27 protein-coding genes and 1 riboswitch are annotated in these 26048 nt (G+C 73.2%); of the genes, 10 read left to right on the top strand and 17 right to left on the bottom strand.

What is annotated here, in order from left to right:
- Positions 1 to 4: 4 nt before the first annotated feature.
- Positions 5 to 958, bottom strand: coding sequence for a hypothetical protein (locus tag ACFZB9_RS03855; RefSeq protein WP_391443396.1), 954 nt, complete (start codon positions 956 to 958; stop codon positions 5 to 7).
- Complete coding sequence (locus ACFZB9_RS03850; RefSeq protein ID WP_391443395.1) at positions 955 to 1302, bottom strand: PadR family transcriptional regulator; 348 nt, start codon at positions 1300 to 1302, stop codon at positions 955 to 957. Before ACFZB9_RS03850 ends, ACFZB9_RS03855 begins: the two co-directional genes overlap by 4 nt.
- Positions 1303 to 1369: 67 nt before the next feature.
- Here ACFZB9_RS03850 and ACFZB9_RS03845 point away from each other — a divergent pair, with 67 nt between their 5' ends.
- Positions 1370 to 2029, top strand: coding sequence for a hypothetical protein (locus ACFZB9_RS03845; RefSeq protein WP_391443394.1), 660 nt, complete (start codon positions 1370 to 1372; stop codon positions 2027 to 2029).
- 108 nt (positions 2030 to 2137) lie between these two features.
- Here ACFZB9_RS03845 and ACFZB9_RS03840 read toward each other — a convergent pair whose 3' ends face one another.
- From ACFZB9_RS03840 to thrC, 5 genes are all read right to left on the bottom strand, one after another.
- Positions 2138 to 2515, bottom strand: coding sequence for a hypothetical protein (locus ACFZB9_RS03840; RefSeq protein WP_391443393.1), 378 nt, complete (start codon positions 2513 to 2515; stop codon positions 2138 to 2140).
- A 101-nt stretch (positions 2516 to 2616) separates the two neighbouring features.
- Positions 2617 to 4239 (bottom strand): chaperonin GroEL, encoded by a 1623-nt coding sequence (gene groL, locus ACFZB9_RS03835; protein WP_391443392.1) that lies wholly within the window; start codon positions 4237 to 4239, stop codon positions 2617 to 2619.
- 328 nt (positions 4240 to 4567) lie between these two features.
- A complete protein-coding gene (locus ACFZB9_RS03830) occupies positions 4568 to 4771 on the bottom strand; it encodes a cold-shock protein (protein ID WP_030289665.1) in 204 nt (67 codons plus the stop codon).
- Between the two features lie 580 nt (positions 4772 to 5351).
- Positions 5352 to 5630 carry a ubiquitin-like small modifier protein 1 gene (locus ACFZB9_RS03825; protein ID WP_391443391.1) on the bottom strand — a complete coding sequence of 93 codons (279 nt, stop codon included), beginning with the start codon at positions 5628 to 5630 and terminating at the stop codon, positions 5352 to 5354.
- A gap of 62 nt (positions 5631 to 5692) precedes the next feature.
- Positions 5693 to 6973 carry a threonine synthase gene (gene thrC / locus ACFZB9_RS03820; RefSeq protein ID WP_391443390.1) on the bottom strand — a complete coding sequence of 427 codons (1281 nt, stop codon included), beginning with the start codon at positions 6971 to 6973 and terminating at the stop codon, positions 5693 to 5695.
- A 16-nt stretch (positions 6974 to 6989) separates the two neighbouring features.
- A riboswitch (SAM riboswitch) is annotated at positions 6990 to 7121 on the bottom strand.
- Positions 7122 to 7273: 152 nt separating this feature from the next.
- Between thrC and ACFZB9_RS03815 the strand changes: the two genes are divergently transcribed.
- Together ACFZB9_RS03815 and ACFZB9_RS03810 are read left to right on the top strand one after the other, a co-directional pair.
- Positions 7274 to 8308, top strand: coding sequence for a glucosyl-3-phosphoglycerate synthase (locus ACFZB9_RS03815; protein ID WP_391443389.1), 1035 nt, complete (start codon positions 7274 to 7276; stop codon positions 8306 to 8308).
- Positions 8309 to 8354: 46 nt separating this feature from the next.
- Positions 8355 to 9818 carry a trehalose-6-phosphate synthase gene (locus ACFZB9_RS03810; RefSeq protein WP_391443388.1) on the top strand — a complete coding sequence of 488 codons (1464 nt, stop codon included), beginning with the start codon at positions 8355 to 8357 and terminating at the stop codon, positions 9816 to 9818.
- On the opposite strand, the gene otsB is transcribed toward ACFZB9_RS03810, so the two are convergent.
- From otsB to ACFZB9_RS03790, 4 genes are all read right to left on the bottom strand, one after another.
- Positions 9794 to 10642: a trehalose-phosphatase gene (gene otsB / locus ACFZB9_RS03805; RefSeq protein WP_391443387.1), complete on the bottom strand. Its 849-nt coding sequence runs from the start codon at positions 10640 to 10642 to the stop codon at positions 9794 to 9796. The two genes, ACFZB9_RS03810 and otsB, sit on opposite strands and share 25 nt — an antisense overlap.
- Before the next feature lie 30 nt (positions 10643 to 10672).
- Complete coding sequence (locus ACFZB9_RS03800; RefSeq protein ID WP_391443386.1) at positions 10673 to 10900, bottom strand: DUF3263 domain-containing protein; 228 nt, start codon at positions 10898 to 10900, stop codon at positions 10673 to 10675.
- A 23-nt stretch (positions 10901 to 10923) separates the two neighbouring features.
- Positions 10924 to 12198, bottom strand: coding sequence for an extracellular solute-binding protein (locus tag ACFZB9_RS03795; RefSeq protein WP_391443385.1), 1275 nt, complete (start codon positions 12196 to 12198; stop codon positions 10924 to 10926).
- 157 nt (positions 12199 to 12355) lie between these two features.
- On the bottom strand, positions 12356 to 13144 hold the full coding sequence (locus ACFZB9_RS03790) for a DeoR/GlpR family DNA-binding transcription regulator (RefSeq protein WP_391443384.1): 789 nt from the start codon (positions 13142 to 13144) through the stop codon (positions 12356 to 12358).
- A 193-nt stretch (positions 13145 to 13337) separates the two neighbouring features.
- Here ACFZB9_RS03790 and ACFZB9_RS03785 point away from each other — a divergent pair, with 193 nt between their 5' ends.
- The 4 genes from ACFZB9_RS03785 to ACFZB9_RS03770 all read left to right on the top strand — a co-directional run bounded on the left by ACFZB9_RS03785 (position 13338) and on the right by ACFZB9_RS03770 (position 17553).
- On the top strand, positions 13338 to 14288 hold the full coding sequence (locus ACFZB9_RS03785; RefSeq protein ID WP_391443383.1) for an SIS domain-containing protein: 951 nt from the start codon (positions 13338 to 13340) through the stop codon (positions 14286 to 14288).
- Positions 14289 to 14403: 115 nt separating this feature from the next.
- Complete coding sequence (locus ACFZB9_RS03780; RefSeq protein ID WP_391443382.1) at positions 14404 to 15336, top strand: ROK family protein; 933 nt, start codon at positions 14404 to 14406, stop codon at positions 15334 to 15336.
- Complete coding sequence (nagA, locus tag ACFZB9_RS03775) at positions 15333 to 16499, top strand: N-acetylglucosamine-6-phosphate deacetylase (RefSeq protein ID WP_391443381.1); 1167 nt, start codon at positions 15333 to 15335, stop codon at positions 16497 to 16499. Before ACFZB9_RS03780 ends, nagA begins: the two co-directional genes overlap by 4 nt.
- Positions 16500 to 16572: 73 nt before the next feature.
- Complete coding sequence (locus ACFZB9_RS03770) at positions 16573 to 17553, top strand: ketose-bisphosphate aldolase (RefSeq protein WP_391443380.1); 981 nt, start codon at positions 16573 to 16575, stop codon at positions 17551 to 17553.
- Here ACFZB9_RS03770 and ACFZB9_RS03765 read toward each other — a convergent pair.
- Positions 17511 to 18563: a hypothetical protein gene (locus ACFZB9_RS03765; RefSeq protein ID WP_391443379.1), complete on the bottom strand. Its 1053-nt coding sequence runs from the start codon at positions 18561 to 18563 to the stop codon at positions 17511 to 17513. The two genes, ACFZB9_RS03770 and ACFZB9_RS03765, sit on opposite strands and share 43 nt — an antisense overlap.
- Before the next feature lie 141 nt (positions 18564 to 18704).
- A complete protein-coding gene (locus ACFZB9_RS03760; protein ID WP_391443378.1) occupies positions 18705 to 20564 on the bottom strand; it encodes a diguanylate cyclase domain-containing protein in 1860 nt (619 codons plus the stop codon).
- A 440-nt stretch (positions 20565 to 21004) separates the two neighbouring features.
- Between ACFZB9_RS03760 and ACFZB9_RS03755 the strand changes: the two genes are divergently transcribed.
- Entirely contained in the window at positions 21005 to 21550 is a 546-nt protein-coding gene (locus ACFZB9_RS03755; protein ID WP_391444257.1) for a flavin reductase family protein, read from the top strand.
- Between the two features lie 103 nt (positions 21551 to 21653).
- Here the strand turns inward: ACFZB9_RS03755 and arfB are convergent, their stop codons facing one another.
- The gene (gene arfB / locus ACFZB9_RS03750; protein WP_391443377.1) at positions 21654 to 22085 is read right to left on the bottom strand and encodes an alternative ribosome rescue aminoacyl-tRNA hydrolase ArfB; all 432 of its coding nucleotides are present in this window, start codon (positions 22083 to 22085) and stop codon (positions 21654 to 21656) included.
- Positions 22086 to 22161: 76 nt separating this feature from the next.
- Here arfB and ACFZB9_RS03745 point away from each other — a divergent pair, with 76 nt between their 5' ends.
- Positions 22162 to 22647 (top strand): hypothetical protein, encoded by a 486-nt coding sequence (locus ACFZB9_RS03745; RefSeq protein ID WP_391444255.1) that lies wholly within the window; start codon positions 22162 to 22164, stop codon positions 22645 to 22647.
- Between the two features lie 100 nt (positions 22648 to 22747).
- Positions 22748 to 23323: a TerD family protein gene (locus ACFZB9_RS03740; RefSeq protein WP_391443376.1), complete on the top strand. Its 576-nt coding sequence runs from the start codon at positions 22748 to 22750 to the stop codon at positions 23321 to 23323.
- A gap of 110 nt (positions 23324 to 23433) precedes the next feature.
- On the opposite strand, the gene ACFZB9_RS03735 is transcribed toward ACFZB9_RS03740, so the two are convergent.
- The 3 genes from ACFZB9_RS03735 to folK all read right to left on the bottom strand — a co-directional run bounded on the left by ACFZB9_RS03735 (position 23434) and on the right by folK (position 26047).
- A complete protein-coding gene (locus tag ACFZB9_RS03735) occupies positions 23434 to 24738 on the bottom strand; it encodes a hypothetical protein (protein WP_391443375.1) in 1305 nt (434 codons plus the stop codon).
- Positions 24739 to 24841: 103 nt separating this feature from the next.
- Positions 24842 to 25336 (bottom strand): DUF3180 domain-containing protein, encoded by a 495-nt coding sequence (locus ACFZB9_RS03730; protein ID WP_391443374.1) that lies wholly within the window; start codon positions 25334 to 25336, stop codon positions 24842 to 24844.
- Positions 25337 to 25447: 111 nt separating this feature from the next.
- Positions 25448 to 26047, bottom strand: coding sequence for a 2-amino-4-hydroxy-6-hydroxymethyldihydropteridine diphosphokinase (gene folK / locus ACFZB9_RS03725; protein WP_391443373.1), 600 nt, complete (start codon positions 26045 to 26047; stop codon positions 25448 to 25450).
- Position 26048: the final 1 nt, after the last annotated feature.

Raw genomic sequence — 26048 nt, 5'->3', positions numbered from 1 at the left:
GCAGCTACGCCGGCGGCGTCCCGCCGGAGGTCCGGACCAGCCGCCGCCAGTGCCGCACCGTCAGGCCGCCGATCAGCGTCAGCGCGCCCATGACGGCCGCAGCCGACAGGACGAACTGACGGGGGCCCTCCAGCGCTGACACCGCAGCCGTCAGGATCAGCGGCTGCCAGGCCAGCGCCACCCCGGCCACCGGCACCCGGCCGCGCCCGACCAACGCGGCGGCCAGCAGCGACACCGCCAGACCGGTCAGCACGGTGAGCCCGGACAGGCTGCGCTCGAACTCGAACATCGTGCGGGTGCCCTGCAGATAGACGGTCGCCGCGACCACCAGCGTCATCGCCGGCGCCGGCCGCCGACGCTCCCCGCGATCCAGCAGGTCGGCCGGGGTCAGCAACAGCATCAGCGCCCAGAACAGCGGCGGCACGTACGCCAGCAGCGTCAGCACCGCCAAGACGACCAGCGGAAGGAGCCAGTGGCCGGCATGGTGGTGAGGCGGGAGCGACTCCTGGACCTGCCCGCACATGCCCACCACCCAGCCCGCCACCGACACCAGCGCGAGCACCCGGGCGGCACTCCACCGTCCCCGGAGCACGGCCGCGAGCATCGGAACGGCGAGCAGGCCGACCGCGAGGAGCAGGTACTGGTGGGGCCGGAAGTACCCCCCGCCCGACCACCGGAGCAGCTGCGCGAGCTGTCCCAGCCCCGCGCCCGCAGCCGCCCCCGCGATCAGCGGCGCCGCCTCGCCGAGCAGCCGGCCCGCCGGCCTGGTCGACGTCACCCCCAGCCGCATCCGCATCCCGTAGCCGGCCACCCCGTACCACTCCCGTGCCCGCACGCGCAGGCCGGCGCCCGCCGTCGTGTCCGCGTACACCTCCGCGATCTCGGTGCCGCGCTCGGCCCGGTAGCGCTTCGGGTACACGGCCAGGGCGAGCCGCAGCGACCTCTGGTTCCCGGTCATGCGAACGCCCCCCTGGTGATCGGACGGACCACCGAGAGCCGTCGCTCGGCCTCGGCGACGAGGACGCGCAGCCGCTCGGTCTCCTCGGCGAGCAGCGTGCGCCCCGGCTCGCTCAGCGCGTAGGTGCGCCGGGCCCGCCCGTCCACCACCTCGTCGCGGTCGACGTGGATCAAACCCTGGTCGAGCAGCCGGTCGAGCGCCGCGTACAGCGTGCCGGCGCGCATCGTGACCCGACCGCCGGAGATCACGGAGATCTCCTGAATGAGCGCGTAGCCGTGCCTGGGAGCATCGGCGAGCGCGGTGAGCAGGAGCCGCGTCGGCTCCTGCATGGCCCGTTCTGTCATGCGTCTATATATACCGATCATCGGTATATGGGTCCAGAGGTGAATCTGAGAGATGTTCAGGAGCAGAATGACCGTCATGGCATCCGACCCGCACCCCGCCGCCGACGCCCTGCTCGATCGCTGGACCGCCCTGTTGGAGCGCTGCTCGGCCACCGTCGATCCCGAGCCGTACGGGCGCGCGCTGCTGGCACGCTGGGCCGAGCCGCACCGCCGCTACCACACCACGGACCACCTGCTGGCCGTGCTGGACGAGGTGGACGTGCTCGCCGAGTTCGCCGACGCGCCGGACACCGTACGGCTGGCGGCCTGGTTCCACGACGCCGTCTACCGGCCGGACCGCTCCGAGAACGAGGAGCGCAGCGCCCAGTTGGCCATCCGGGCGCTGGGCGAGGCGGGGCTGGCGGCCGGGCTGATCGCCGAGGTGGTCCGGCTGGTGCGGCTCACCGTCGGCCACTTCCCGCGCCCCGGCGACCGGGACGGCGAGGTGCTCTGCGACGCCGACCTCGCGGTGCTCGGGCGCTCGCCCGAGGCGTACGCCGCCTACGCCGCCGCGGTCCGCGAGGAGTACGCCTTCATCCCCGAGGAGGTGTTCCGCCGCGAGCGCGCGATCATCCTGCACCAGCTGATAGCGCTGCCGGTGCTCTACCGCACCCCCGCCGGGCACGGCCGGTTCGAGCGGCAGGCCCGGGCCAACCTGCTGGCGGAGATCAACACCCTGCTCGCCTAGGGCCGGACACGCTCAGAGCCGGACGAGCTCAGGACCGGACGAGCTCAGAGCCGGACGAGCTCAGGACCGGACGAGCTCAGGACCGGACGAGCTCAGAGCCGGACACGCTCAGGGCTGGGCCGGGAGCGAGCCGACCGCCGCCACCGCGACGCCCTCCTTGCCGCACACCCAGTGCGGATCGGCCCCCAACTCGGGCTCCACACCGAGCGCGTGCGGGTCGCCCTCGCGCGCGCAGGCCTCGCACAGCGGCCAGCGGCCGTAGCCCTCCAGCAGCGCGTCCTGGACGTCCTGGGCGAGCAGCCCGGCCACGAAACCGGCGCCGTCCGGCCACTGCTCCAGCCACCACCGCCGGTGCGTCACGGCGTCCTCCACCAGCGACACCACGGCGGCGTCCGCGGCGGGGTCGCGGTCCAGGACGGAGCGGGCGGACAGGTCGGTGAGGATCAGCGCGCGGGCCTGGTGCAGGGCGGCTTCGATGTCGGACATACGGCCATTGTCCCGCACCCCGGGCAGCCGGACCGGCACGCGAAAGGGCGGCCTCCCGAAGGAGGCCGCCCTGTTCAGAACCCGTGATCCTCGGTGGAGGATCAGAAGTCCATGTCACCGCCCGGCATGCCGCCCGGAGCGCCGGCAGCGGCCTTCTCCGGCTTGTCGGCGATGACGGCCTCGGTGGTGAGGAAGAGCGCCGCGATGGAGGCGGCGTTCTGCAGCGCGGAGCGGGTGACCTTGGCCGGGTCGATGATGCCCTCGGCGATCAGGTCGACGTACTCGTTGGTCGCGGCGTTCAGGCCGTGGCCGGCGGGGAGGTTGCGCACCTTCTCCACCACGACACCGCCCTCAAGGCCGGCGTTGACCGCGATCTGCTTGATCGGGGCCTCCAGCGCGACCTTGACGATGTTGGCACCGGTGGCCTCGTCGCCCTCCAGCTCCAGCTTGTCGAAGGCGATCGACGCCTGCAGCAGCGCGACGCCACCACCCGCGACGATGCCCTCCTCGACGGCCGCCTTCGCGTTGCGAACGGCGTCCTCGATGCGGTGCTTGCGCTCCTTGAGCTCGACCTCGGTGGCCGCGCCGGCCTTGATGACGGCCACGCCGCCGGCCAGCTTGGCGAGGCGCTCCTGGAGCTTCTCGCGGTCGTAGTCCGAGTCGCTGTTCTCGATCTCGGCGCGGATCTGGTTGACCCGCCCGGCGACCTGGTCGCTGTCGCCGCCACCGTCGACGATGGTGGTCTCGTCCTTGGTGATGACCACCTTGCGGGCGGTGCCCAGCAGGTCGAGACCGGCGTTCTCGAGCTTGAGGCCGACCTCCTCGGAGATCACGGTGCCACCGGTGAGGATGGCGATGTCGCCGAGCATGGCCTTGCGGCGGTCGCCGAAGCCCGGGGCCTTGACGGCGACGGACTTGAAGGTGCCGCGGATCTTGTTGACCACCAGGGTCGACAGGGCCTCGCCCTCGACGTCCTCGGCGATGATCAGCAGCGGCTTGCCGCTCTGCATGACCTTCTCCAGCAGCGGGAGCAGGTCCTTGACCGAGCCGATCTTGGAGTTGGCGATCAGGATGTAGGGCTCGTCGAACGAGGCCTCCATCCGCTCCAGGTCGGTGGCGAAGTAGGCCGAGATGTAGCCCTTGTCGAAGCGCATGCCCTCGGTGAGCTCAAGCTCCAGACCGAAGGTGTTGCTCTCCTCGACGGTGATGACGCCTTCCTTGCCGACCTTGTCCATGGCCTCGGCGATGAGCTCGCCGATCTGGGTGTCGGCGGCCGAGATGGAGGCGGTCGAAGCGATCTGCTCCTTGGTCTCCACATCCTTGGCCTGGGCCAGCAGCTGGTCCGAGACGGCCGCGACGGCCTTCTCGATACCGCGCTTGAGGGCCATCGGGTTGGCGCCGGCGGCGACGTTGCGCAGACCCTCGCGAACGAGCGCCTGGGCCAGCACGGTGGCGGTGGTGGTGCCGTCACCCGCGACGTCGTCGGTCTTCTTGGCGACCTCCTTGACGAGCTCCGCGCCGATCTTCTCGTAGGGGTCCTCGAGCTCGATCTCCTTGGCGATGGAGACACCGTCGTTGGTGATCGTGGGGGCGCCCCACTTCTTCTCAAGGACGACGTTGCGGCCCTTGGGGCCCAGCGTCACCTTGACTGCGTCGGCAAGCTGGTTCATGCCGCGCTCAAGGCCGCGGCGAGCTTCCTCGTCAAACGCGATGATCTTGGCCATCGGAAGTGGTCCTCCAGGACACGGTCGACTGCTCGGACCAGAGGTGCCCGCGACGGACGGCCCTGGTATGCGGGGGTCCTGTCCCCTACCGCTCCCGGGGGCCTCACCGACCCGGTCCGTTGTCACTCTCATGCTGTGAGTGCTAACGCCAATAGTTAGCACTCCGGCATGGCGAGTGCAAGCTCCTCGGGTGACCTGGCGGCAACTCGCGGCGACTCGCGGCAGACGAACAGCAGGCCCGCGAGACGTCCCGGTGTCCGGGAAGCCTCACGGGCCTGCTGCTGAACCACCAGCTCGGTGAGAGCCGAGGCTCCGAGGTTCGGAAAGGTCAGACCGCCGCGCGGACCATGTCCGCCTGCGGGCCCTTCTGCCCCTGGGAGATCTCGAACTCGACCCGCTGGCCCTCTTCAAGGGTGCGGTAGCCGTCCATCTGGATCGCGCTGTAGTGGACGAACACGTCCGCACCACCGTCGACCGCGATGAAGCCGTAGCCCTTCTCCGCGTTGAACCACTTGACGGTGCCCTGAGCCATTCCGAACTCCCCTAGTGCTGTGCTGGCCCTTCGCGCACCCGCAGGTCACGGGCGCGGGTCGTGACGGACCGGCCCGAGGTAACCCCCCTGGGCGCGCTCCCGCATGCCGCAGCGTCCCACCCCCGAGCGCCAGTTGGCGCTGACGGAGCAGGCGAATGCATCGACCGCGGCTGAATGTATCCGCATCAGCGCCCTGCGCAACAGGGTCACTGGACGCCAATTCGCTTGGGGCGCCAAGGGATAGTCGGGGATGAATGCGACAGACCTCGGCAATTCGGCTGGGACATAGCGGACGAAACCCGCAAATAGTCCAAAGAATTCTGACGAGGCGCCGACAGGGTCTGGGTGATACCTCGGCAGATACGTCTCACCGGCCGGACGACCCCAGCCGCGCTCAACCGGTCTTCGAGCGGCGCGGCGAGCCCGACGCGGGGCTCGGGGACAGCCTATGCCCTGCCGGGGACAGCCACGGACACCGGCCGCGCCGCAGCGCCGCGGCCGCGCGCCGACAGCAGGGCGCCGCCCGGCCAACGGCCGGACGGCGCCCTGAACGCGTGCCCGAAGGGGTGCTGATGCCCCGTCAGCAGCCGCCCGCGACGGCCGGGATGATCGAGACGCCGGCGCCGTCCTTGATCTCGGTGGCCAGGCCCTCGGCGAACCGCACGTCGTCGTCGTTGACGTACACGTTCACGAAGCGGCGCAGCTTGCCCGCCTCGTCCAGGATCCGGGCGGCGATGCCCGGGTGGTTGCGCTCCAGGTCGGCGATGACCTCCTGCAGGGTGGCGCCCTCGGCGCTCACCTCGGCCGCGCCCTCGGTGTAGGTGCGCAGGATGGTCGGGATACGGACGTTCGCGCTCATCGGGTGTCTCCTCGCTTGCTGAACTGCCGGCTGAGCCACTGGCCCAGCTGCTGGGGGTGGGGTCAGGACGCCAGGCCGGCGGCGCGGAAGGAGTCCAGGGTCGGCCGGATGGTCGCGGTCAGGCCCGAGTCGGCCACCGCGTCCAGCGTCTTCAGGCCGTCCCCGGTGTTGATCGCCACCGTCTCCTTGGCCGGGTCCAGCACACCGTTCTCGACCAGCTTCTTGAGCACGCCGATGGTCACGCCGCCCGCGGTCTCGGCGAAGATCCCCTCGGTGCGGGCCAGCAGCCGGATCGCCGCCACCACCTCGGCGTCGGTGACGTCCTCGACCGCGCCGCCGGTGCGCCGGGCGATGTCCAGCACGTACGGGCCGTCGGCCGGGTTGCCGATCGCCAGCGACTTGGCGATGGTGTCCGGCTTGACCGGCCGGATCACGTCGCGGCCGTCCTTGAAGGCCGCGGAGACCGGCGAGCAGCCGGCCGCCTGGGCGCCGAAGATCCGGTACGGCCGGTCCTCGACCAGGCCGAGCTTGATCAGCTCCTGCAGCCCCTTGTCGATCTTGGTGAGCTGCGAGCCCGAGGCGATCGGGATCACGATCTGCTCCGGCAACCGCCAGCCGAGCTGCTCGCAGATCTCGAAGGCCAGCGTCTTGGAGCCCTCGCCGTAGTACGGGCGCAGGTTGACGTTGACGAAGCCCCAGCCCTCGCCGGCCGGGTCGCCGATCAGCTCGGAGCAGAACCGGTTCACATCGTCGTAGTTGCCCTCGATGCCGACCAGTTCGCCGCCGTAGACCCCGGCCATCACGACCTTGCCCTGCTCCAGGTCGTGCGGAATGAAGACGCAGGACTTGAAGCCGGCCCGGGCGGCCGCGGCACCCACCGCACCGGCCAGGTTGCCGGTGGAGGAGCAGGACAGGGTGGTGAAGTCGAAGGCGCGGGCGGCCTCGATCGCGCAGGCCACCACCCGGTCCTTGAAGGAGTGGGTCGGGTTGCCGGAGTCGTCCTTGACGTGCAACTGGGCGGTGAAACCGAGCTCGCGGCCCAGGTTGTCGGCCTTCACCAGCGGGGTCCAGCCGGGGTTCAGATTGGGCTTGCCGGCCACGTCCGCGGGTACCGGCAGCAGCGGGGCGTAGCGCCAGATCGAGGCGGGGCCGGCCTCGATCCGCTTGCGCAGCTCGTCGGCGTCGTAGCCCTCGTAGTCGTAGGCGATCTCCAGCGGGCCGAAACACTCCAGGCAGGCGAAGCTGGGGCCGAGCGGGAACCGGGTGCCGCACTCGCGACAGGACAGCGCGGCGGCGGGGCCGAGATCGACAGAGCCGACAGCTGTAGGGGTAGCGGTAGCCATGATGGCGAGGCCTCTCTCCTCATCTTCCCCATGGCGCGGGCGCGCCACAGGCCGGAATTGGCACCTGTCCCGCCGGGGCCCGCGAAGGCCGGACGAGAAGGTTGCCGGGACGTCGACGGGCCGTTCCCTCAGTCCCTCTGGATGAGCTCTATGAAGTTGTGGACACCAGGAATGCTGGTGGGTCCAGGCGATCGACCCCGGCGTGCGAAGGTCTGACCGCAGTACGAAGACTGTATCCGAAGGGCGGTCCGCGGAGGTCGACCGTCCGACCCGCGAGACGAGATTCACAAGGAGCGAGATTTGCCTGCCGAGCAGAGCCCCGCGCTACTCCCGGAGGCGGCCGACTGGCTGCGCCGACGCTCCTGGCGGGCGGGCGATCGGCCGCCCGCCGCGCTGCTCGCCGCCAAGCGGGCCGCCGGGGCGGCCGGCACCGTCAGCGTGGTGCTCCCGGCGCTGGACGAGGAGTCCACGGTGGGCGACATCGTCACGGTGATCCGCCGCGAGCTGATGGAACGGCTGCCGCTGGTGGACGAGCTGGTGGTGGTCGACTCCGGTTCGGCGGACCGCACCGCCGAGGTGGCCGCGAGCGCCGGTGCCCGGGTGGTGCACCGGGACGCGATCCTGCCCGGGCTGCCGGCCGTGCCGGGCAAGGGCGAGGTGCTCTGGCGCTCGCTGCTGGTGACCGACGGCGCGATCGTCTGCTTCATCGACGCCGACCTGCGCGAGTTCGACCCGGCGTTCGTCAGCGGCATCATCGGCCCGCTGCTCACCGACCCCGACCTGCAGCTGGTCAAGGCGATGTACGACCGCCCGCTGGAGACCGAGGGAGCGGTGGTGCCGGCCGGCGGCGGCCGGGTCACCGAGCTGGTCGCCCGCCCGCTGCTGGACTTGCACTGGCCGGCCCTGGCCGGCTTCGTACAGCCGCTGGGCGGCGAGTACGCGGCCCGCCGCTCGCTGCTGGAGCGGCTGCACTTCCCGACCGGCTACGGGGTGGAGCTGGGCCTGCTGGTGGACGCGCTGGAGCTGGTGGGACTGGACGCGCTGGCCCAGGTGGACGTGGGGGTGCGCCACCACCGCCACCAGGACAGCCAGGCCCTGGGCCGGATGGCCGCCACCATCTACCGCACCGCCCTCGAACGGCTGGACCGCACCCACCGCCTGAAGGCCGCCGAGGACCTGGCCCGCCCGGTGCTCACCCAGTTCACCCGGGACGCGGGCTCCCCCCAGCCCTCGGCCGGGGGCAGCCCCATCTTCACCCCCCACAGCTACCACGTCACCGCGCTGGAGCGGCCGCCGATGATCGGGCTGCCGCAGTACCGGAGGCGGCGCGTGTGACCAAGGTCCGGGTTTGCGTCCCCACGCCCCCGGCAAGGTTGAAGATATGTCCGATCACACGCCCGCACGCGTCCTGGTGGCATCCAACCGGGGGCCGGTCTCCTTCAGCAGCGGCCCGGACGGGACGCTGACGCTGCGGCGCGGCGGCGGCGGGCTGGTCTCGGGGCTCTCCGCGATCGAGGACCCGAACACGGTCTGGGTCTGCGCCGCGCTCGGCGAGGCGGACCGGACGGCGGCCCGGCGCTCGCCGCAGGGGCGCCTGGACCAGGGCGGCTTCGATGTCGGCGGACAGGCCGTCCGGATGCTGGACATCGCCCCCGAGGTCTTCGACCAGGCGTACAACGGGGTGGCCAACTCCACCCTCTGGTTCCTGCACCACCTGCTCTACAACACCCCCACCGCGCCGGTCTTCGACGCGGACGCCGCCGCCCGGTGGACGGCCTTCGAGGCCTACAACGCGGCCTTCGCCCAGGCGCTGGCCGCCGAGGCCGCGCCCGGCGCCGCCGTGCTGGTGCAGGACTACCACCTGACCCTGGTGCCGGCGCTGCTGCGCGAACTCCGTCCCGACCTGCGGATCAGCTACTTCCTGCACATCCCGTGGGCCCCGGCGGACTACTTCCGGCTGCTCCCGGACGACCTGGCGAGCGCCGTGCTCACCGGCGTGCTGGGCGCCGACCGGGCCGGCTTCCACACCCGCCGCTGGGCCGAGGCCTTCGCGGACTGCTGCGAGCAGGTCCTGGACGCCAAGATCATTTCCGGCGCGGGCGCCCCGGGCGACCTCTCGGTCAGCTACCAGGGCCGCACCACCAGGCTCGGGGTGCACGCGCTGGGCGCCGACGCCGACTTCCTGCGCGAGCGCGCGCACCGGGCGGACGTGGACCAGCGGCTGGCCGCACTGCGCGAGGCGGTGGGCGGGCGCCGGACCATCGTGCGGGTGGACCGGACCGAGCTGAGCAAGAACATCGTGCGCGGCCTGCAGGCCTACCGGCACCTGCTGCGCAGCCGCCCCGAGTGGCGCGAGCGGGTGGTGCACATCGCCTTCGCCTACCCCTCCCGGCAGGACCTGGCCGAGTACCGCGACTACACCGCGGCCGTGCGGCGGCTCAGCGAGGAGATCACCGAGGAGTTCGCCACCGACTCCTGGCAGCCGCTGATACTCCAGGTCGAGGACGACTTCGCGCGCTCGCTGGCGGCCTACCGGCTGGCCGACGTGGCCCTGGTCAACCCGATCAGGGACGGCATGAACCTGGTCGCCAAGGAGGTCCCGGTGGTCTCCGACGCCGGCTGCGCGCTGGTGCTCTCCCGCGAGGCCGGCGCCCACGCCGAGCTGGGCGAGGACGCGCTGAGCATCAACCCCTACGACGTGGTCGGCACCGCCGAGGCGCTGCACCGGGCGCTGAGCATGCCGGCGGCCGAGCGGGCCGAGCGCACCCGGCGGCTGGCCGCGGCGGCCACCGCGCTGCCGCCGCAGCAGTGGTTCCTGGCTCAGCTGGCCGAACTGAGCGCCTGACCCAGCCGCTCCAGCAGCTCCACCACGCCGGCCGGCCCCGGCACCAACACGTCCGCCTGCTCGGCGATCTCGCGCACCGGCGGCTCGCCGGTCACCGGCCCGCTGGCCACCAGCAGGCCGCCCAGGCCCGCCGCGCGCAGTCGGCGCACCGCCGCGAAGGCGGCCAGGTCGCCCAGGTCGTCGCCCCCGTAGAGCACCGAACGGGCACCCCGCTCGCTCACCAGGCCGCTCAGTGCGACCCCCTTGTCCACCCCCGGCGGGCGCAACTCCAGGACCAGGCGGCCCGGTTCGACGGCCAGGCCGTGCGCGGCGGCGAGCGCGGCCAGCGGCTCGCGCAGCAGCGCGAAGGCGGCGGCGGGGTCAGCGGTGCGGCGGGTGTGCACCGCCACCGAGCGCTCCTTGTCCTCCGTGCCGGTGCCCGCCGGCGCGCCCACCGCGGCCAGCAGCGCGGGCAGTTCGGCCCGCACGGCGGCCACGCCCGGGTGCGGCGGCGGGGCGGTCAGGGTGCCGCCCGCCCAGCGCTCGGCGCCGTAGTGGCCGAGCACCACCAGGGATTCGAGCCCGGGCTGCCGCTCGAAGCCGCCCAGGCGCACCGCGCTGAGCGCCGGGCGCCCGGTCACCACGGCCACGGTGCCGACCAGCGGCACCAGCGCGGCCAGCGCGGCCGCGGCCCCGGGGTGCGCGAAGGCCTGCTCGGGGTCGGCGACGATCGGGGACAGGGTGCCGTCGAAGTCCAGTGCGACCAGTGCCCGCGCCGGGTCGGCCAGCAGCGCGGCCAGCCCCTCGCGTCCCTCGGCGGTGATTGGTTCCAGCGCGATACCCATGACCGCCAACCTACCCAGGGCCGCGACGGGCTAACGCTCGGCGCGGCGGGCGGCGCGGATCCGGCGCAGCCGGTTGACCAGCACCGGACTGTGCTCCAGCGCCTCCGGGCGGTCCAGCAGACCATTCAGCAGCTGGTAGTACCGGGTGGCGGAGATGCCCAGGCGCTCCCGCACGGCCTGCTCCTTGGCGCCCTGGGTCCGCCAGCCGCCCGCCTCCAGGGCGAGCACGGCCAGCTCCCGTTCGGTCAACTCGGTCATGGGGCCATTGTGCGCGCGAGCCGCTACTGCGGGCGCTTGCTCTTGGCCTCGTCCACCGCGAAGTTCTGCAGGTCGCTGAGCACCGGCTTCGGGTCGCCCTGCACCGCCTTGCCGATCTCGGTCTTGATCCGGCCGCTGACGGTGTCCCAGGCCGGGTCGCCGAACGGGTAGAAGGAGGCGTTCGGCAGCGCGTCCAGGAACGGCTTGAGCTCGGGGTTCTGCCCGCCGGCGGTCATCGCCGCCAGGCCGTCCTGGGTGACCGGCAGCAGGTTGTACTGCTGGTCGAACTTGGTGGTGTTGTCCTTGTTGAACGCGAAGCTCAGGAAAGTGCGGATCTCGTTGCGGTGGCCGTTGGCGCTGTAGGCCATCATCCAGTCGGCGACGCCGAGCGAGACCGGCTTGATCTGCGCGTTCTTGACCGGGATCGGCGCGGTGCCGAAGTCGACGTTGCCCTGGTGGGCCTGCTGGAGCAGCGTCGGGTGGCCGTTGAGCATCGCCACCTTGCCGTTCGCGAAGTCGGTGAAGGCGTTCTGCCGGTTCACCTTGCCCGGGTCCGGATAGGTCAGGTGGGCGTCGACCAGGTTCTGCTTGAGCCAGTTGAAGGTGTCGACGTTCTGCTGGCTGTCCAGCGAGTAGACGCCGGCGGCGTCGGTGATGCCGCTGCCACCGCTCATCGTCCAGATCGAGGTCTCGGCCTGCGCCTCCTCGGGACCGAGCGGCAGCGCGTACGGGGTGACCCCGGGGACCTTGGCCTTGATCAGCGCGGCGTCGTTCTTCAGGTCGTCCCAGGTGGCGGGCGGCTGGGTGATCCCGGCCTGCCGGAAGATCGCCTTGTTGTAGAAGAAGGTCCGCGAGGAGGCGGCGAAGGGTATGCCGTACTGGGTCCCGAGCACGTTCCCGGCGCGGTTGAAGCTGTCCAGGAAGTTGGTCTGGGTGTCGATCGAGAGCACGTCGCTGGCCGGGTAGAGCTGGCCGGCGGCGACCTTGTCGGCGAAGCCGCCGGTCTGCACCAGGTCCGGCGCGTGGCCGGCCTTGACCATGTCGGCCACCTTGCCGTCGATGTCGCTCCAGCTGAAGACCTGGACGTCCACCTTGATCTTGGGGTTGGCCGCCTCGAACTGCTTGGCCAGGTGGCTCCAGTACTTCTGCGAGCTGGTGTCCGCGGTGGTCCCGTAGTCGGCGGCGACCAGCTTGAGGGTGACCGGGCCACCGCCGCCCATGCCGAGGAAGCTGCAGCCGGTCAGCCCGCAGGTCAGCAGGGTGCCGGCGGAAAGCGCAGCGAAAAGTCGGGACTTCAACGGGGACCGCCTTCGAGCACAGGGGTGGGACCTCCCGGGGGCAGAGGTGGGCGAAAGGTTGTCAAATCACGACCCTTGTGGTCCACACCAGAGGCCCCTGGGCGAGGAACGTTACCTAAGTGATCGCCCGCATTGCACATCCTGCAACCAGCGCCGATCAGACCGTCAGTACGCGAACGCCCGCCTCGCGGAAAGCGGCGACGAGCTCCGCACCGGCCGCCTCGTCGGTCACCAACGTGTCGATCGTCTCAAGCCCGCAGATCCGGGCGAAGGCCCGCCGGCCCAGCTTGGAGGAGTCGGCCGCCACCACCACCCGCCGGGCCCGCTCGGTCAGCAGCCGGTTGACGCTGGCCTCGCCCTCGTGGTGCGCGCTCGCGCCGACCTCGACGTCGAGTGCGTCCACGCCCAACACCGTGACGTCCAGGGTCAGTTCGGCGAGCACTGTGCTGGCCAACGGTCCGATCAGCTCATAGGACTGCGGTCGGGCCACGCCGCCGGTCACCACGATCTTGACGGCCGGCCGCACGGTCAGCTCGTTGGCGATGTTGAGCGCGTTGGTCACCACGGTCAGCGCGTGCCCCGCCTCGGCGCCCTCGGTCAGCTCCGGGCGGACCGCGAGCGCGCGGGCCACCTCGGTGGTGGTGGTGCCGCCGTTGAGCCCGACCACCTCGCCCGGCGCGATCAGCGCGGCGACCGCCTGGCCGATCCGCTGCTTGGCCCCGGCGTTGCGGGCGGTCTTGTAGCGCAGCGGCAGGTCGTAGGAGACGTTGTGCGCCACCGCGCCACCGCGGGTGCGGGTGACCATCTGCTGACGGGCCAGCTGGTCGAGGTCGCGGCGGATCGTGGCAGCGGACACGCCGAGCGCGACCGCCGCCTCCTCGACCTCCAACTTGCCGTGCTCGGCAAGGAGTTCAAGAAGACCGTTCCACCGCTCGTATCTGGACACGCCACACCTTCCCTGCCGACCGCATGAGTACCTGCTCCGACCCCGCCCACAGTTGCGTGGACAGCGTCGCACAGCACCGGGCGCGCCCTGGGCCGCATTTCGTACCCGCTCCAAGGTCTTGCGTGATCCTGCGCGAAACGGCTATAAATCAATCAGTTTCACGCAGACGCGTGAGCAGAAGGGAGTCGTAGGCATGACAGCCATCGACAGCTCACTCACCGCCGAGGAGCTGGCCACCCAGCCCGACTGCTGGCGCCGGGCGGCGGCGCTGGCCGGGCCGTCGGCGGCGGCACTGCCCCGGCGCGGCGAGCGGATCGCCGTGGTCGGCTGCGGGACCTCCTGGTTCATGGCGCAGTCCTACGCGGCGCTGCGCGAAGCGGCCGGGCAGGGCGAGACCGACGCCTTCGCCGCCTCCGAGTTCCCCGGCGCCCGCGACTACGACCGGGTGGTGGCGATCAGCCGCTCGGGCACCACCACCGAGGTGCTCACCCTGCTGGGGGCACTGCGCGGGCGCACCGCGACCACCGCACTCACCGCCGATCCGAACACCCCGGTGATGACCACCGCCGACCAGGTGGTGGTGCTGGACTTCGCCGACGAGCGCTCGGTCGTGCAGACCCGGTTCGCCACCAGCGCCCTGGCACTGCTGCGGGCCCACCTGGAGACCGACACCGCCGCCGGCACCGCGGGGCCCGGCAGCATCGCTGGGCCCGGCAGCATCGCGAAGGCGGCCGAGGACGCCGAGCGCGCGCTCGAAGCCCCGCTGCCCGACGGCCTGCTGACAGCTGATCAGATCACCTTCCTGGGCGCCGGCTGGACCAACGGCCTGGCCCTGGAGGCGGGGCTCAAGATGCGCGAGGCGGCCCGCTTCTGGACCGAGGCCTACCCCGCGATGGAGTACCGGCACGGCCCGATCGCCATCACCAGCCCCGGGCGCGCCGCCTGGATGTTCGGCGAACTGCCCGAGGGGCTGGCCGGCGACGTCGCCGCCACCGGCGGCCTGCTGGTGGCCGACTCCGGCACCGGCGGCCTGGACCCGATGGCCGACCTGGTCCGGGCCCAGCGGCTGGCCGTGGCGCTCGCCGCCGCCCGCGGGCTCGACCCGGACAACCCGCGCGCGCTGACCAGGTCGGTGCAGCTCTGATCCATCCTCCTCCCCCGCCAGGGGCTGCTGAGCGACCAAGGTCACCTCGTCCGGTTCGGACAAACCCGACCACTGGACTAGACCTCTCCTCCTCGGTCAAGGGAAACTGTCCCCCGTGAAGCACGTCATCGCACTCGATGTAGGCGGCACCGGCATGAAGGCCGCGCTGCTCGCCCAGGACGGCTCCGTGCTGTTCGAAGCACGCCGACCGACCGGGCGGGAGCACGGCACGGACGCCGTGGTCACCGCCATCCTCGACTTCGCCGCCGACCTCGGTGAGGAGGGCCACCGCCGCTTCGGCGAGGCCCCCCTGGCCGCCGGCGTCGCGGTGCCGGGGACGATCGACGAGAAGAACGGGATCGCGGTCTTCTCCGCCAACCTCGGCTGGCGCGACCTGCCGATGCGCAAGCTGCTCGGCGAGCGGCTCGGCGGTCTGCCGGTCGCCCTCGGCCACGACGTCCGCTCCGGCGGACTGGCCGAGGGGCGGCTCGGCGCCGGGCGCGGGGTGGAGCGGTTCCTGTTCATCGCGCTGGGCACCGGCATCGCCGGCGCGATCGGGATCGACGGGCGCATCGAGTCCGGCGCGCACGGCTACGGCGGCGAGATCGGTCACGTGGTGGTCCGCCCCGGCGGCCCCGCGTGCGGCTGCGGCGGTCGCGGCTGCCTGGAGACCCTGGCCTCGGCCTCGGCGGTCTCCCGGGCCTGGGCCGAGGCCTCGGGCGACCCGTCGGCCGACGCGGCCGCCTGCGCGCTGGCCGTCGAGGCCGGCGACCCGCGGGCGGTGGCGGTCTGGCAGAGCGCGGTGGACAGCCTGGCGGACGGCATCGTGCTGGCCCAGAGCCTGCTCGACCCCGCCACGGTGATCGTCGGCGGCGGCCTCGCCGAGGCCGGTGACACGCTCTTCACTCCCCTGCACGCGGCGGTTTCCGAGCGGCTGACCTTCCAGATGCCCCCGAAGGTCGTACCGGCCATGCTCAAGGACACCGCCGCATCCCTGGGTGCCGGGCTGCTCGCCTGGGACCTGCTCTCGTTGGAGGTGACCGCGTGACCGCGGACCAAACCGCACTGGCCGGGGCCCGGCTGGTACTGCCCACCGGCATCGTCGAGGACGGCCGGCTGGCCTTCTCGGGCAGCACCATCGCGCAGATCGGCGGCGAGCGCGCCCCGGGCGATCTGGACCTGAGCGGCTACACCGTGGTCCCCGGCTTCGTGGACCTGCACGTGCACGGCGGCGGCGGCGCCTCGTACGCCTCCGGCCTCGCCGAGGAGGCGCTGACCGCCGCCCGCACCCACCTCGAACACGGCACCACCACCACGGTCGCCTCCACCGTCACCGGGGAGATCGACGAGGTCTGCCGGCAGGCCGCCGTGCTGTCCGAACTGGTCGAGGACGGCGTGCTGGCCGGCGTCCACTTCGAGGGCCCGTTCATCTCGCCGGGGCGCTGCGGCGCGCACCGCCCCGACCTGCTGCGCGACCCGGACCCGGCGCTGGTGCGCAAGCTGGTGGACGCCGCCCGCGGCACCGCGAAGATGGTCACGCTCGCACCCGAACTGCCCGGCGGCCTGGAGTCGGTGCGCCTGCTGGCCGACCTCGGGGTGATCGCGGCGGTCGGCCACACCGACTCCGACTACGCCGGGACCCTGGAGGCGATCGAGGCCGGCGCCACCGTCGCCACCCACCTGTTCAACGCGATGCCGGGCATCCAGCACCGCGCGCCCGGCCCGATCGTCGCCCTGCTGGAGGACGAGCGGGTCACCGTCGAGCTGATCAACGACGGCACCCACCTGCACCCCTCGGTGCTGGACCTGGCGTACGGCACCGCCGGCGCCGCCCGGGTCGCGCTGATCACCGACGCGATGGGCGCGGCCGGCATGGGCGACGGCCTCTACCCGCTGGGCCCGCTGCAGGTGCGGGTCGAGGACGGCGTCGCCCGCCTGGTGGAGGGCGGCTCGATCGCCGGCTCCACGCTGACCCTGGACGTCGCCTTCAAGCGCTCGGTGACCGTCAACAAGCTGAGCCTGACTCAGACCGTGCAGTCGATCTCGACCACGCCCGCGGCCCTGCTCGGGCTCGCGGACAGGGTCGGCTCGCTGACCGTCGGCCACCAGGCCGACCTGGCCGTTCTCGACTCCGACACGTACGACCTGGTCGCCGTGGTCCGCCGCGGCGAATGGATCAAGGGCGCCGAGCGCTTCTCGACCGGGAGCTGAGCTCACCTCAGCTTCTCCCCCTCGGGAGGTGAGCGGTGCTGAACACCCGCACCCACCTCCCGAGGGGACACCCATGCCACTGGCCCGTACCGCCGACCTGCTCGCCGAGGCCGCCGAGGCCCGCCGCGGCCTGCCCGCCTTCAACGTGATCACCCTGGAGCACGCCGAGGCGATCACCGCCGGCGCCGAACTCGCCGGCACCCCGGTGATCCTGCAGATCAGCCAGAACGCGGTCGCCTACCACGGCGGCCGGCTGCTGCCGCTGGCCCGCGCCTGCGCCGAGGTGGCCGAAGCCGCCCGGGTGCCCACCGCCCTGCACCTGGACCACGTCGAGGACATCGAGCTGCTGCGGGCCGCGCCCGGGGCCGGCTTCTCCTCGGTGATGTTCGACGCCTCGCACCTGGAGCACGCCGACAACCTCCAGGCCACCGCCGAGGCCGCCGACTTCGCGCACTGGCACGGCCTGCACCTGGAGGCCGAGCTGGGCCGGGTCGGCGGCAAGGACGGCGCCCCGCCGCTGCCCGCGCACGCCCCCGGCGCGCGCACCGATCCGGCGGAGGCCGCCGCCTTCGTCGAGGCCACCGGGGTGGACGCGCTGGCCGTCGCGGTCGGCAGCTCGCACGCGATGACCAGCCGGACCGCCTCGCTGGACCACGAGCTGATCGCCCGGCTCGCCGCCGCGGTGCCCGTCCCGCTGGTGCTGCACGGCAGTTCCGGGGTGCCGGACGCGGAGCTGGCGGCGGCGGTGGCGGCCGGCCTGGTGAAGATCAACATCGGCACGGCGCTGAACTCCGCCTTCACCCCGGCGGTGCGCGCCGCGCTGGCCGCCGAGCCGGACGCGGTGGACCCGCGCGGCTACCTGGCGCGCGGCCGCGAGGCGATGGCCGGCGTGGTCGCCCACCTGGCCCTGGTGGTCGCCTCGCGGCCGGCCGAGCTGCCGGCCGGCGGTCGCCGCACAGCTGAGCCCTGCTCAGGTATCCCCGAGCAGGGCTCAGCGCTGCGCCAGGCGCGTCAGGAGGCGGAGGGCGAGGCCGCCCCGGGCGCGGCCGGGTAGCCGCCGCTCCCGTTCCCCGCGGTGACCGCGGCCTGGTCCAGCAGGACCGGGCCGCCGGCCGGGGCAAGCGTGAAGGTGTTCGCCCCGGCCTGCAGGTCCGCGTATATGTACGTGTAGGACCAGGAGCGCGAGGCGTCGCCGTTGCTGCCGGGCCAACTCTTGAAGTTCGTACCGCCCGCGTGGTCCTGGCCGTTGACGCCGATCGCCACGTGCACCGTGGAACCGCCGCTGTTGTTGTAGTGCAGCCAGAAGGTGTACTGGCCGGCGGTCGCCACGTTGACCGTCCAGCTCGCCGTGGTGCCCTGCTGGAGCGTCAGGTAGCCGCCGTCCGAGGAGACCGCGCCCTTGACGGTGTTCGACGTGGTCCCGCCCTGCGCCTGCGAGGCGTCCAGGAAGGTGGTCGACCCGCTGTTGACACTCGCCGGGGCCGAGGGCGAGCCGGAGGGCGAGGCCGAGACCGAGGCCGAACCCGAGGTGCCGGCGCCGCCCGGGGAGGCGGGCGCGCCCCCGGTGTGGTTGGCCGAGGTGACCGGGCCCGGCGCCGCGTTGTCCTTGGTGGTCTTGCCGTCGTTGCCGGAGAGCGCGATGCCCGAGCCGATCGCTATCGCCGCCACCACCGCGACCACGGCGATCACCGGACCCCGGCTGCGCCGGCGCGGTGCCTCGTCGCCGGGCTGCGGGCGCGAGCGCTCGGCGTAGCGGGGCTGCTGGTTCGGCAGCTGCGTGGTCGCCTCCGGCCCCTGACCCTGCTGGCCCGGCCCCGGCCCGTACGGGCGCTGCTGCTGGTACGGCGGCGGGTAGCCGCCCTGCGGCTGGTAGGAGGCGGGCGGGCCGTACTGGGCCCGGCCGACCTCCATCGGGCGGGTGTACGGGGTGCGGGGCACGCCCGGCGCACGCTCCGGCACGCTCTCCCCCTCGCCGCCCTCAGGGCGGTAGAGGTACGCGAACGGGTCGTCCTCGCCGGCTGGCCGCTCCGTGCCCTCGGGTCCCTGGCTGCCGTCGGCTGTCATCGCGGTGGTCAACTCCCCTGTGCCGTGTCCGGACCCGTACCCAGGGCACCCTACCCGCCTGCCGTGACCGGAGAGAAAGCCGGTCAACAGGCGAACCGTCCCGGACCCCGGCCGACCGGGCCGCCGGCCGCGGAGGCGGCGTCAGACCGCACGGCGGTGGGAGCGTTCACCCCGCGCGCCGCGCACCGCCCCGCCACGGGCCCGCTTCTCGTCGTACATCCGCTTGTCGGCCGCGTGCAGCACCTCTTCGATGCTCATCCCGCAGCCCGCCCAGCCGATCCCCATGCTGACCCCGACCCGGACCACCCGGCCGGCTATCCGCATCGGCGGGATGACCGCGTTGCGCAGCCGCACCGCCAGGTCGCTCGCCTCCTCGCCGCCGAGGCCGTCGGCCAGCACCACGAACTCGTCGCCGCCGAGGCGGGCCACCGTGTCCTCCTCACGGACCGCCTGCTGCAACCGCCGGGCCACCTCGACCAGCACCGCGTCCCCGGCGTTGTGGCCGAAGCGGTCGTTGACCGACTTGAACCCGTCCAGGTCACAGAAGAGCACCGCGAGCCCCTTCTGCGCGGGCGTCGCGGTGCCGCGTGAGCGGCCGTGCCAGGGCTCTGGTGGACTCTCGGAGCCGGCGCCGGTGGGGACCACCGCATGCACGTGCTCGGGGGCCGGGGCGCCGTAACCGGAGCGCTCGGGCGCGCCGGGCCGTTCCGAGTAGCCGTGCACCAGCGTCCCGCCGCGCGGCGGAACGCTCCAGCCGCCCTCCAGCGGCCCCGCGGCGGGCTCCAGGCTCTCCTGCCCGCAGCGGGGGCTGTGCGGCCCGTAGGCGCCCGAGGAGACCTGCGTGGTGGCCGCTCCCTCCAGCGCGCAGGGGACCTGGTCCACCGCACCGTGCTCGGCGGCGCCGCCCGGGCCCTGCGGCAGCGAGCAGAGCCGGCGGGCCAGCCGGGCGCGCAGCTCGGACCCGTTCGGCAGGCCGGTGAGCGCGTCGTGGCTGGCCCGGTGGGCGAGCTGGAGCTCGTGGCGCTTGCGGTCCTCGATGTCCTCCACGTGGGTGAGCAGGAAGCTGGGGCCCTCGGCGGGGTCCGCGACGATCGAGTTGCGCAGGCAGACCCACTGGTAGCCGCCGTCGCGCCGGGCCAGCCGCAGCTCGGCCCGGCCGCTCTCGGCGCTGGTGCGCTCCAGCAGGCCGCGGTCCTCGGGGTGCACCAGGTCCAGGAAGCTCTGCTGGCGCAGCGCCGCGCGCGGGCGCCCGAGCAGCCGGCAGAGCGCGTCGTTGACCCGGGTCAGCTGGCCGCGCCCGGCGCCGTGCAGCTCGGTGATGGCCATCCCGCTGGGGGCGTACTCGAAGGCCTGCCGGAAGCTCTCCTCGCTGGCCCGCAGCGCCTGCTGCTCCTTCTCCAGCCGGGCCAGCGCGCGCTGCATCTCCGCGCGTAGCCGGGCGTTGCCGATGGCGATGGAGGCCTGCAGGGAGAACATCTCCAGCGCCTCGCGGGTCCAGGCGCCCGGGCGCTTGCCGCTGCGCGGGCGGTCCACGCTCAGCACCCCGAGCAGCTCGCCGCCGGCGCTGTACATCGGAGCCAGCAGCCCGTCCTCCGGGTGCCAGTCGTTGGCGTAGACCGGCAGCGGGCCGTCGCCGGTCCAGCGCGGGACGTCGGTGCCCACCGCCCAGCCCCGGTCGTGCGGCAGGAAGCGCAGGGTGCCCCAGTGGTCGCTGACCGCCAGCAGCCGGTCCCAGGACTCGCGCGAGCCGACCTGGCCGAGCAGCACCGCGGGGCCGCCGTAGTCGCGGTCCTCGTACTCCCAGACCGCCGCCACCACCAGGTCGCCGTCCGGGCGCACCAGGCTGAGCGCGGCCGCGTCGAAGCCCAGGCCGTGCACCGAGCCCTCCACCACGGCCTGCAGGGTGCCCGCCAGGCTGCGGGCAGCATTGAGGTCCGCCACGACCCGGTGCAAGGTGCGGAGGGTCGCGAGGCGGACGTACGGCTCCGACTCGGCTTCCATGCGGGGGCTCCCCGGCTTCTTCGGATAGGTCTTGATGGTTATCGTCCGATTGCCAGAAGAACTGAATCACAGCGAGCACAGCGATCGGCACGCTCGGTCAGCAATAGGTCGTCACTTGTGACTCAAATCACACAACGCATAGACAGGCAAACCCGGTTCATCCCGGTCATGCCCGGACACGATGTTGCGATGGCCATCCTCCGGTTCGGTCGGGTGCGGCCGAATCTGTAGCGACCGCCCGCCGCTTCGCCGCAGGACTTCACCGCTGCGGGTGAGAACGGCCCCGACCAGGGTGAATGCCACGCGGCCAGACGGCCGACCGGCGGGCGCGAGCGCACCAGGGCTCCCTCTGGCCGGCCCGGTCGCACCCCGTCCCAGGGCCTAGGACCACCGCCTGATGTCACAGCCCCCGTGCGACGGCTACCGTGCGGTACGTGTCCATGTCGCCGCAGCCCGCCGCTGCCTCCCTCGCCACGCCGGACGAGTTCCGGGCCGCCCTGTCCCAGCTCGCCGCCGGCGTCGCGCTGGTGACCGTTCACGACTCCGGCGAAGGCAGCCAGGCCGACCCGGGGCCGGGCGAGGACGCCGGGATGACCGCGACCTCGTTCCTGTCGGTGTCGCTGGAGCCGCCGCTGGTGCTGATCTCGGTGCGCGAGGACTCCCGGATGGACGAGCTGCTGTCCCGGCTGGACCTGTGGGCGGTCTCGCTGCTCGGCGAGCAGCACCGGACGCTGGCCTCGCGGTTCGCCATGAAGGGCCGGCTGAGCGACCGGCTGCTCTTCGCGGACACCCCGCACCAGCGCGGCCCGGCCAGCGGCGCGCCGCTGGTGACGGGGGCACTGGCCACCGTGGAGTGCCGCACCGAGCAGCGGATAGCCGCGGGCGACCACACGCTGCTGGTGGGACGGGTGCTGGAGGCCAAGGTGCCCGCACCGGACGGGCGGCCGCTGCTCTACTTCCGGTCCGGCTACCGGCACCTGGCCTGAGCACCACCCAACATGAGCCCGCCTCGGCACCGGGCCCGGCGGCCGGACGCGCTCGGGCACACGGCCGCGCTCGGGCGCCCGGACACGCCTCGCCGCCCGGGCGTCACTCGCCCCGCAGCGAGCCGCGGCCGCGCTTGACCTCGGAGCGGCGCCGCTTGTTCTCCAGCCGCCGCTCCACCATGCCCCGGCTCGGCTTGGTGGCCCGGCGCGCCTTGGGCGGCGGCGCGGTCGCCTCGCCGAGCAGCGAGGCCAGCCGGGCGGCCGCGATCTCGCGGTTGCGCCACTGCGAGCGGTGCTCGCTGGCGCGCACCACCAGCACCCGGCCGTCCACCAGGCGGGCGGCCAGGCGCTCCAGGGCGCGTTGCTTCCACACCTCGGGCAGGGCGGCCGAGGCGGCCAGGTCGTAGCGCAGCTCGACCTGGGTGTCGGAGGTGTTGACGTGCTGGCCACCGGGGCCGCTGGAGCGGGAGAACCGCCACTGGAGCTCGGCCTCCGGAACCACCACCGAGCCCCGCACGCGAATGGGCTCGGGCATGCGTCCATCATCCCTGCCGCGCACCGCCGCCGTCACCCGGTTATCGCGCACGGCCGCGGGCCGCGACAATGAGCGCGTGATCGAGCTCGGCTACTCCCTCTCCGTCCGGTTCCCCGACCCCCCGCAGACCGACTACCGCACCGCGGACGTGCGGTCGCTGCGCCACGACCTGTTCTGCGGCGACGTCTACCTCGCCGACGACGAGCAGGAGTTGTCCACAGCCTGGGGATGGGTGCCGGTGCTGGACTTCGCCTGGGCGCTGTGCGACATCGTCGAGCAGCTGGACGAGGACCCGCGCGGCAGCCGGGCGGCCGCCATCCAGCGGGCCGACCTGGACTTCACCCAGTCCACCGAACTGCTGCGGTTCGCCCGCCGGTTCGGCCTGGTCGAGGTCTCGGCCACCTGGCTGGACGAGGAGCCGGTGGTGGTGCGGCACGCCACGCTGCGCCGCGAGGCCCGGGACTTCCTGCAGGACGTGCTGGCCGACCTCGTCGACCTGCACCCCGCGCTGGCCGACAACCCGAACATCTGGACCGTCCAGGCGCGCTTCCCCCGGGTCTGACCGGCCGTGACCAGGCCATGACCGGGCCGAAGGGAACCACCCGGCCCACCGGCGGCGTTGTCCCGAGGACGGCACGTCGACGAAGGGACCGGAAACGATCATGGCTGTGAGCCTGACCAAGGGCGGCAACGTCTCGCTGACCAAGGAGGCCCCCGGGCTGGCCGCGGTGACCGTGGGCCTGGGCTGGGACGCCCGGACCACCACCGGCGCCGAGTTCGACCTGGACGCCAGCGCGATCGTGCTGGACGCGACCGGCAAGGCGCTCTCCAACGGCCACTTCGTCTTCTTCAACAACCTGCGCACCCCCGACGACACCGTGGTGCACACCGGCGACAACCGCACCGGCGACGGCGAGGGGGACGACGAGCAGATCAACGTCCACCTGGCGGGCCTGCCCGCGCAGGCCGAGCGGATCGTCTTCCCGGTGACCGTCTACGACGGGGTGGCCCGGGCGCAGAGCTTCGGCCAGGTGCGCAACGCCTACATCCGGGTGCTCAACGCGCACGGCGGCACCGAGATCGCCCGCTACGACCTCTCCGAGGACGCCGCCACCGAGACCGCGATGATCTTCGGCGAGCTCTACCGCAACGGCGGCGAGTGGAAGTTCCGCGCGGTCGGCCAGGGCTACGCCTCCGGCCTGGTCGGCATCGCCCAGGACTTCGGCGTGAACGTCTGACCGGTCCGGCAACCGCCTGAGCCCGGCTCGTTTCGAGCCGGGCTCATGTTTTTCGGCGGCCGGATCTTCGACGACCCGGTCGGTGCTCCCGACGGCTGTCCGGTCGCCGGCTAGCCCTGGTTGGCACGCAGCTCCGGCAGGTCGAGCAGCTCGGTCTCGTCGTCCGGCGACAGGTCGACCACCTCGGGCCGGCGCTCGTGCTCGGCCGCCACCTCGTCGCCGAGCACGTCCGCCAGATCCTGCTCCGGCACCGGGCGGCCCACCGTCACCGGCGCGGCGGCGGGCGCGGGGCGCTCGACCAGCTCGGAGCGCTCCGCCAGCTCGGCGACCGAGCCGACCGTGGGCGCCGGCGCCGCCGCCCGCACCGCGGCGCCGCGGTCGAAGAAGCTGAAGCCCGCACCCCGGGTCCCGCCCTGCTGCGGGCGCGGGCGCTGGCGCTCCACCGGGACCACGGCCGCGGCCGTGCCCGCCTCGGCCGCCATGGCCGGCAGCACCGGGCGCACCGGCGAGGCGGCCACGGCGGGCCGCTCCTGGCGCTCCTGGCGCTCCTCGGGCGGCGTCAGCCGACCGATCCGCCCGGCCGGTACCGCCGGAGCCGGCCCGGCGGGCAGGTAGGCGGTGCGCACCTCGGGCAGCACGGCGGACCGGGGAGCGGCGACGGGGCCCTCGGCAGGCCCCTCGGCAGCGCTCCCACCGGACGGCCGAGCATCGGACCGAGCGACGGACGGCTGAGCGACGGACGGCTGCGTGACGGATGGCTGGCCGGCGGGCTGGGCGGACAACAACTGGGCGACGGGCCGGGTGGCGATCACCGCGGCGGCCGAGGCCGACGCCTTCCGACGGGCCGTCAGCTCCGTCTCGGCGGTGGCCCGCGCCGCACGCTCCGCGCGCCGCTCCAGGAACCGCAGCGCGTTGGCCGCCCGCAGGTAGGCCACCGGCGTCACCGGGTGCTCGGGGCGGGCCGCCTCGATCGCCTGCTGGGCGGCCTCGGCCTCCTTGAGCGCCTGCGCGGCCGCCTGCACCGCCCGCTCGCGCAGCAACCGGGCGATCTCGGTCTCCGCCTTCGCCAGCCGCGACTTCTCCGCCGTCAGCCGGCGCCCGAGCCTGCTGGCCCGCTCCTCGGCGACCTCGGCGGCGTACTCGGCCTCGGCCAGCTGCTCCTCGTACCGCTCCTCGTCGCGCACCCGGCGCACCGCGGCGGTGTCCGCCGCGGCCCGGGCCGCACGGTCGCGCTGACGCAGCACCATGGCCAGGCCCAGCACCGCGAGCACCGACGCGACGCCGACCGAGCGGACCACCACGCCGTCCGCGCTGGCGAGCAGAGCGGCGAGCGCGGCCAGGGTCAGGGCGGCGGCCGCGGCGTACGGTAGCGCGCGGTTGAGCAGAGAGGAGTGTCGGTGGCGTCCGCGAGACATGAGCAAGAAACTAGCGTGCGAATAGCGGCACTGTCAGCCTGAGCCCACATCCCGCCTCGGCAGTGGGAGGTCGGCTCCGGGCCGGTCGGCGACTGACGGCACGTCACCGCGCCGAGGGTGCCGCGCCCTTGCCGTTGTGGCCGCCGCCGTCCTCCGGCAGCTTGCAGATGTGCTGGAGCCAGAGCGCGGCCGCCACCACACCGGCCCCGGCGACCACCGCCAGGCCCGCGGTGAGCGCCGCGCCCCGGTGGGCGTTGAAGTCGGGCAGCGTGAGGAGCTCGATGCCCAGGCCCGCGTAGACACCGCTGACCAGCGCCGAGACCAGCGCACTGGCCTGCCCGAGCACCACCGCCCGGGCCGCGCTCAGCGGGTCCACCCGCTTGGCACCCGGCGTGCGCTCCCGCATCGCCTTCAGCCGGGAACGCAGCGAGATCGCCGTCGCGAGCAGGATCACCGCGATGACCGCCAGCACCACCGGGGCCGCGGCCGGCACCCCCGGCAGTGTGTCCAGTGAGTTCCAGAGCTTGGCACCGGCCCAGGCCAGCGCCGTCGCGACCACGAAGATGCCCAGCAGGAGACGGAGGCGGAGCGGCTTCACTGGACAGAGGGTCCTTCCGGGCGGCGGGGGTGCGGGCAGCGCCAACCCACCGTACCCGCACCCGCGGCGCCGATTACCGGCCACCGGCCGCCCCACGTGCCGGTCGGACGCTTACTCGGGCAGGCGCAGCTGGATGTCGGTGCGGCGCCGCACGCCCTGGGCGCCCTCGCCACCGAGGCGGCCCAGCAGGTCGGTGACCTTGCCGTGGTCCGGCAGCTCGCCGTCCGGGTCCGCGTCGCTCCACGGCGCGAGCACGAAGACGCGCTCGTGGGCGCGCGGGTGCGGCAGCAGCAGCACCGGGTCGCTGCTCAGCATGCCCTCGTAGGTGATGATGTCGACGTCCAGCGTGCGGGCACCCCAGCGCACGGCGCGCTCGCGCCCGAAGGCGTCCTCGATCGCGTTGGCCCGCTCCAGCAGGGAGTACGGCGGCAGCGTGGTGCGCAGCACCACCACCGCGTTGTAGTAGTTGGGCTGCTCGCCCGGTCCGCCCAGGGCGGCGGTCTCGAAGACCGCGGAGACGGCGGTGATCCGCAGGCCCGGCGTGTCCGCCAGCGCGTCCACGGCCCCCTGCAGGGTCTCCAGCCGGTTGCCGAGGTTGCTGCCGAGGGCCAGCACCGCGGTGCGCGGGTTCTGCAGGGTGGTGTCGACGCTGTCCACTCGGTACTCGAGGTTGAAGGTGGTCGGCGAAGCCGTCGGGTCGCTGGTACTCATC

Source organism: Kitasatospora sp. NPDC008050, from assembly GCF_042957465.1.
In the GTDB taxonomy this organism is placed as follows: Bacteria; Actinomycetota; Actinomycetes; order Streptomycetales; family Streptomycetaceae; genus Kitasatospora.
Note: the sequence above shows the minus strand (reverse complement) of the source record. Positions and strands in the feature narration are given on the sequence as shown.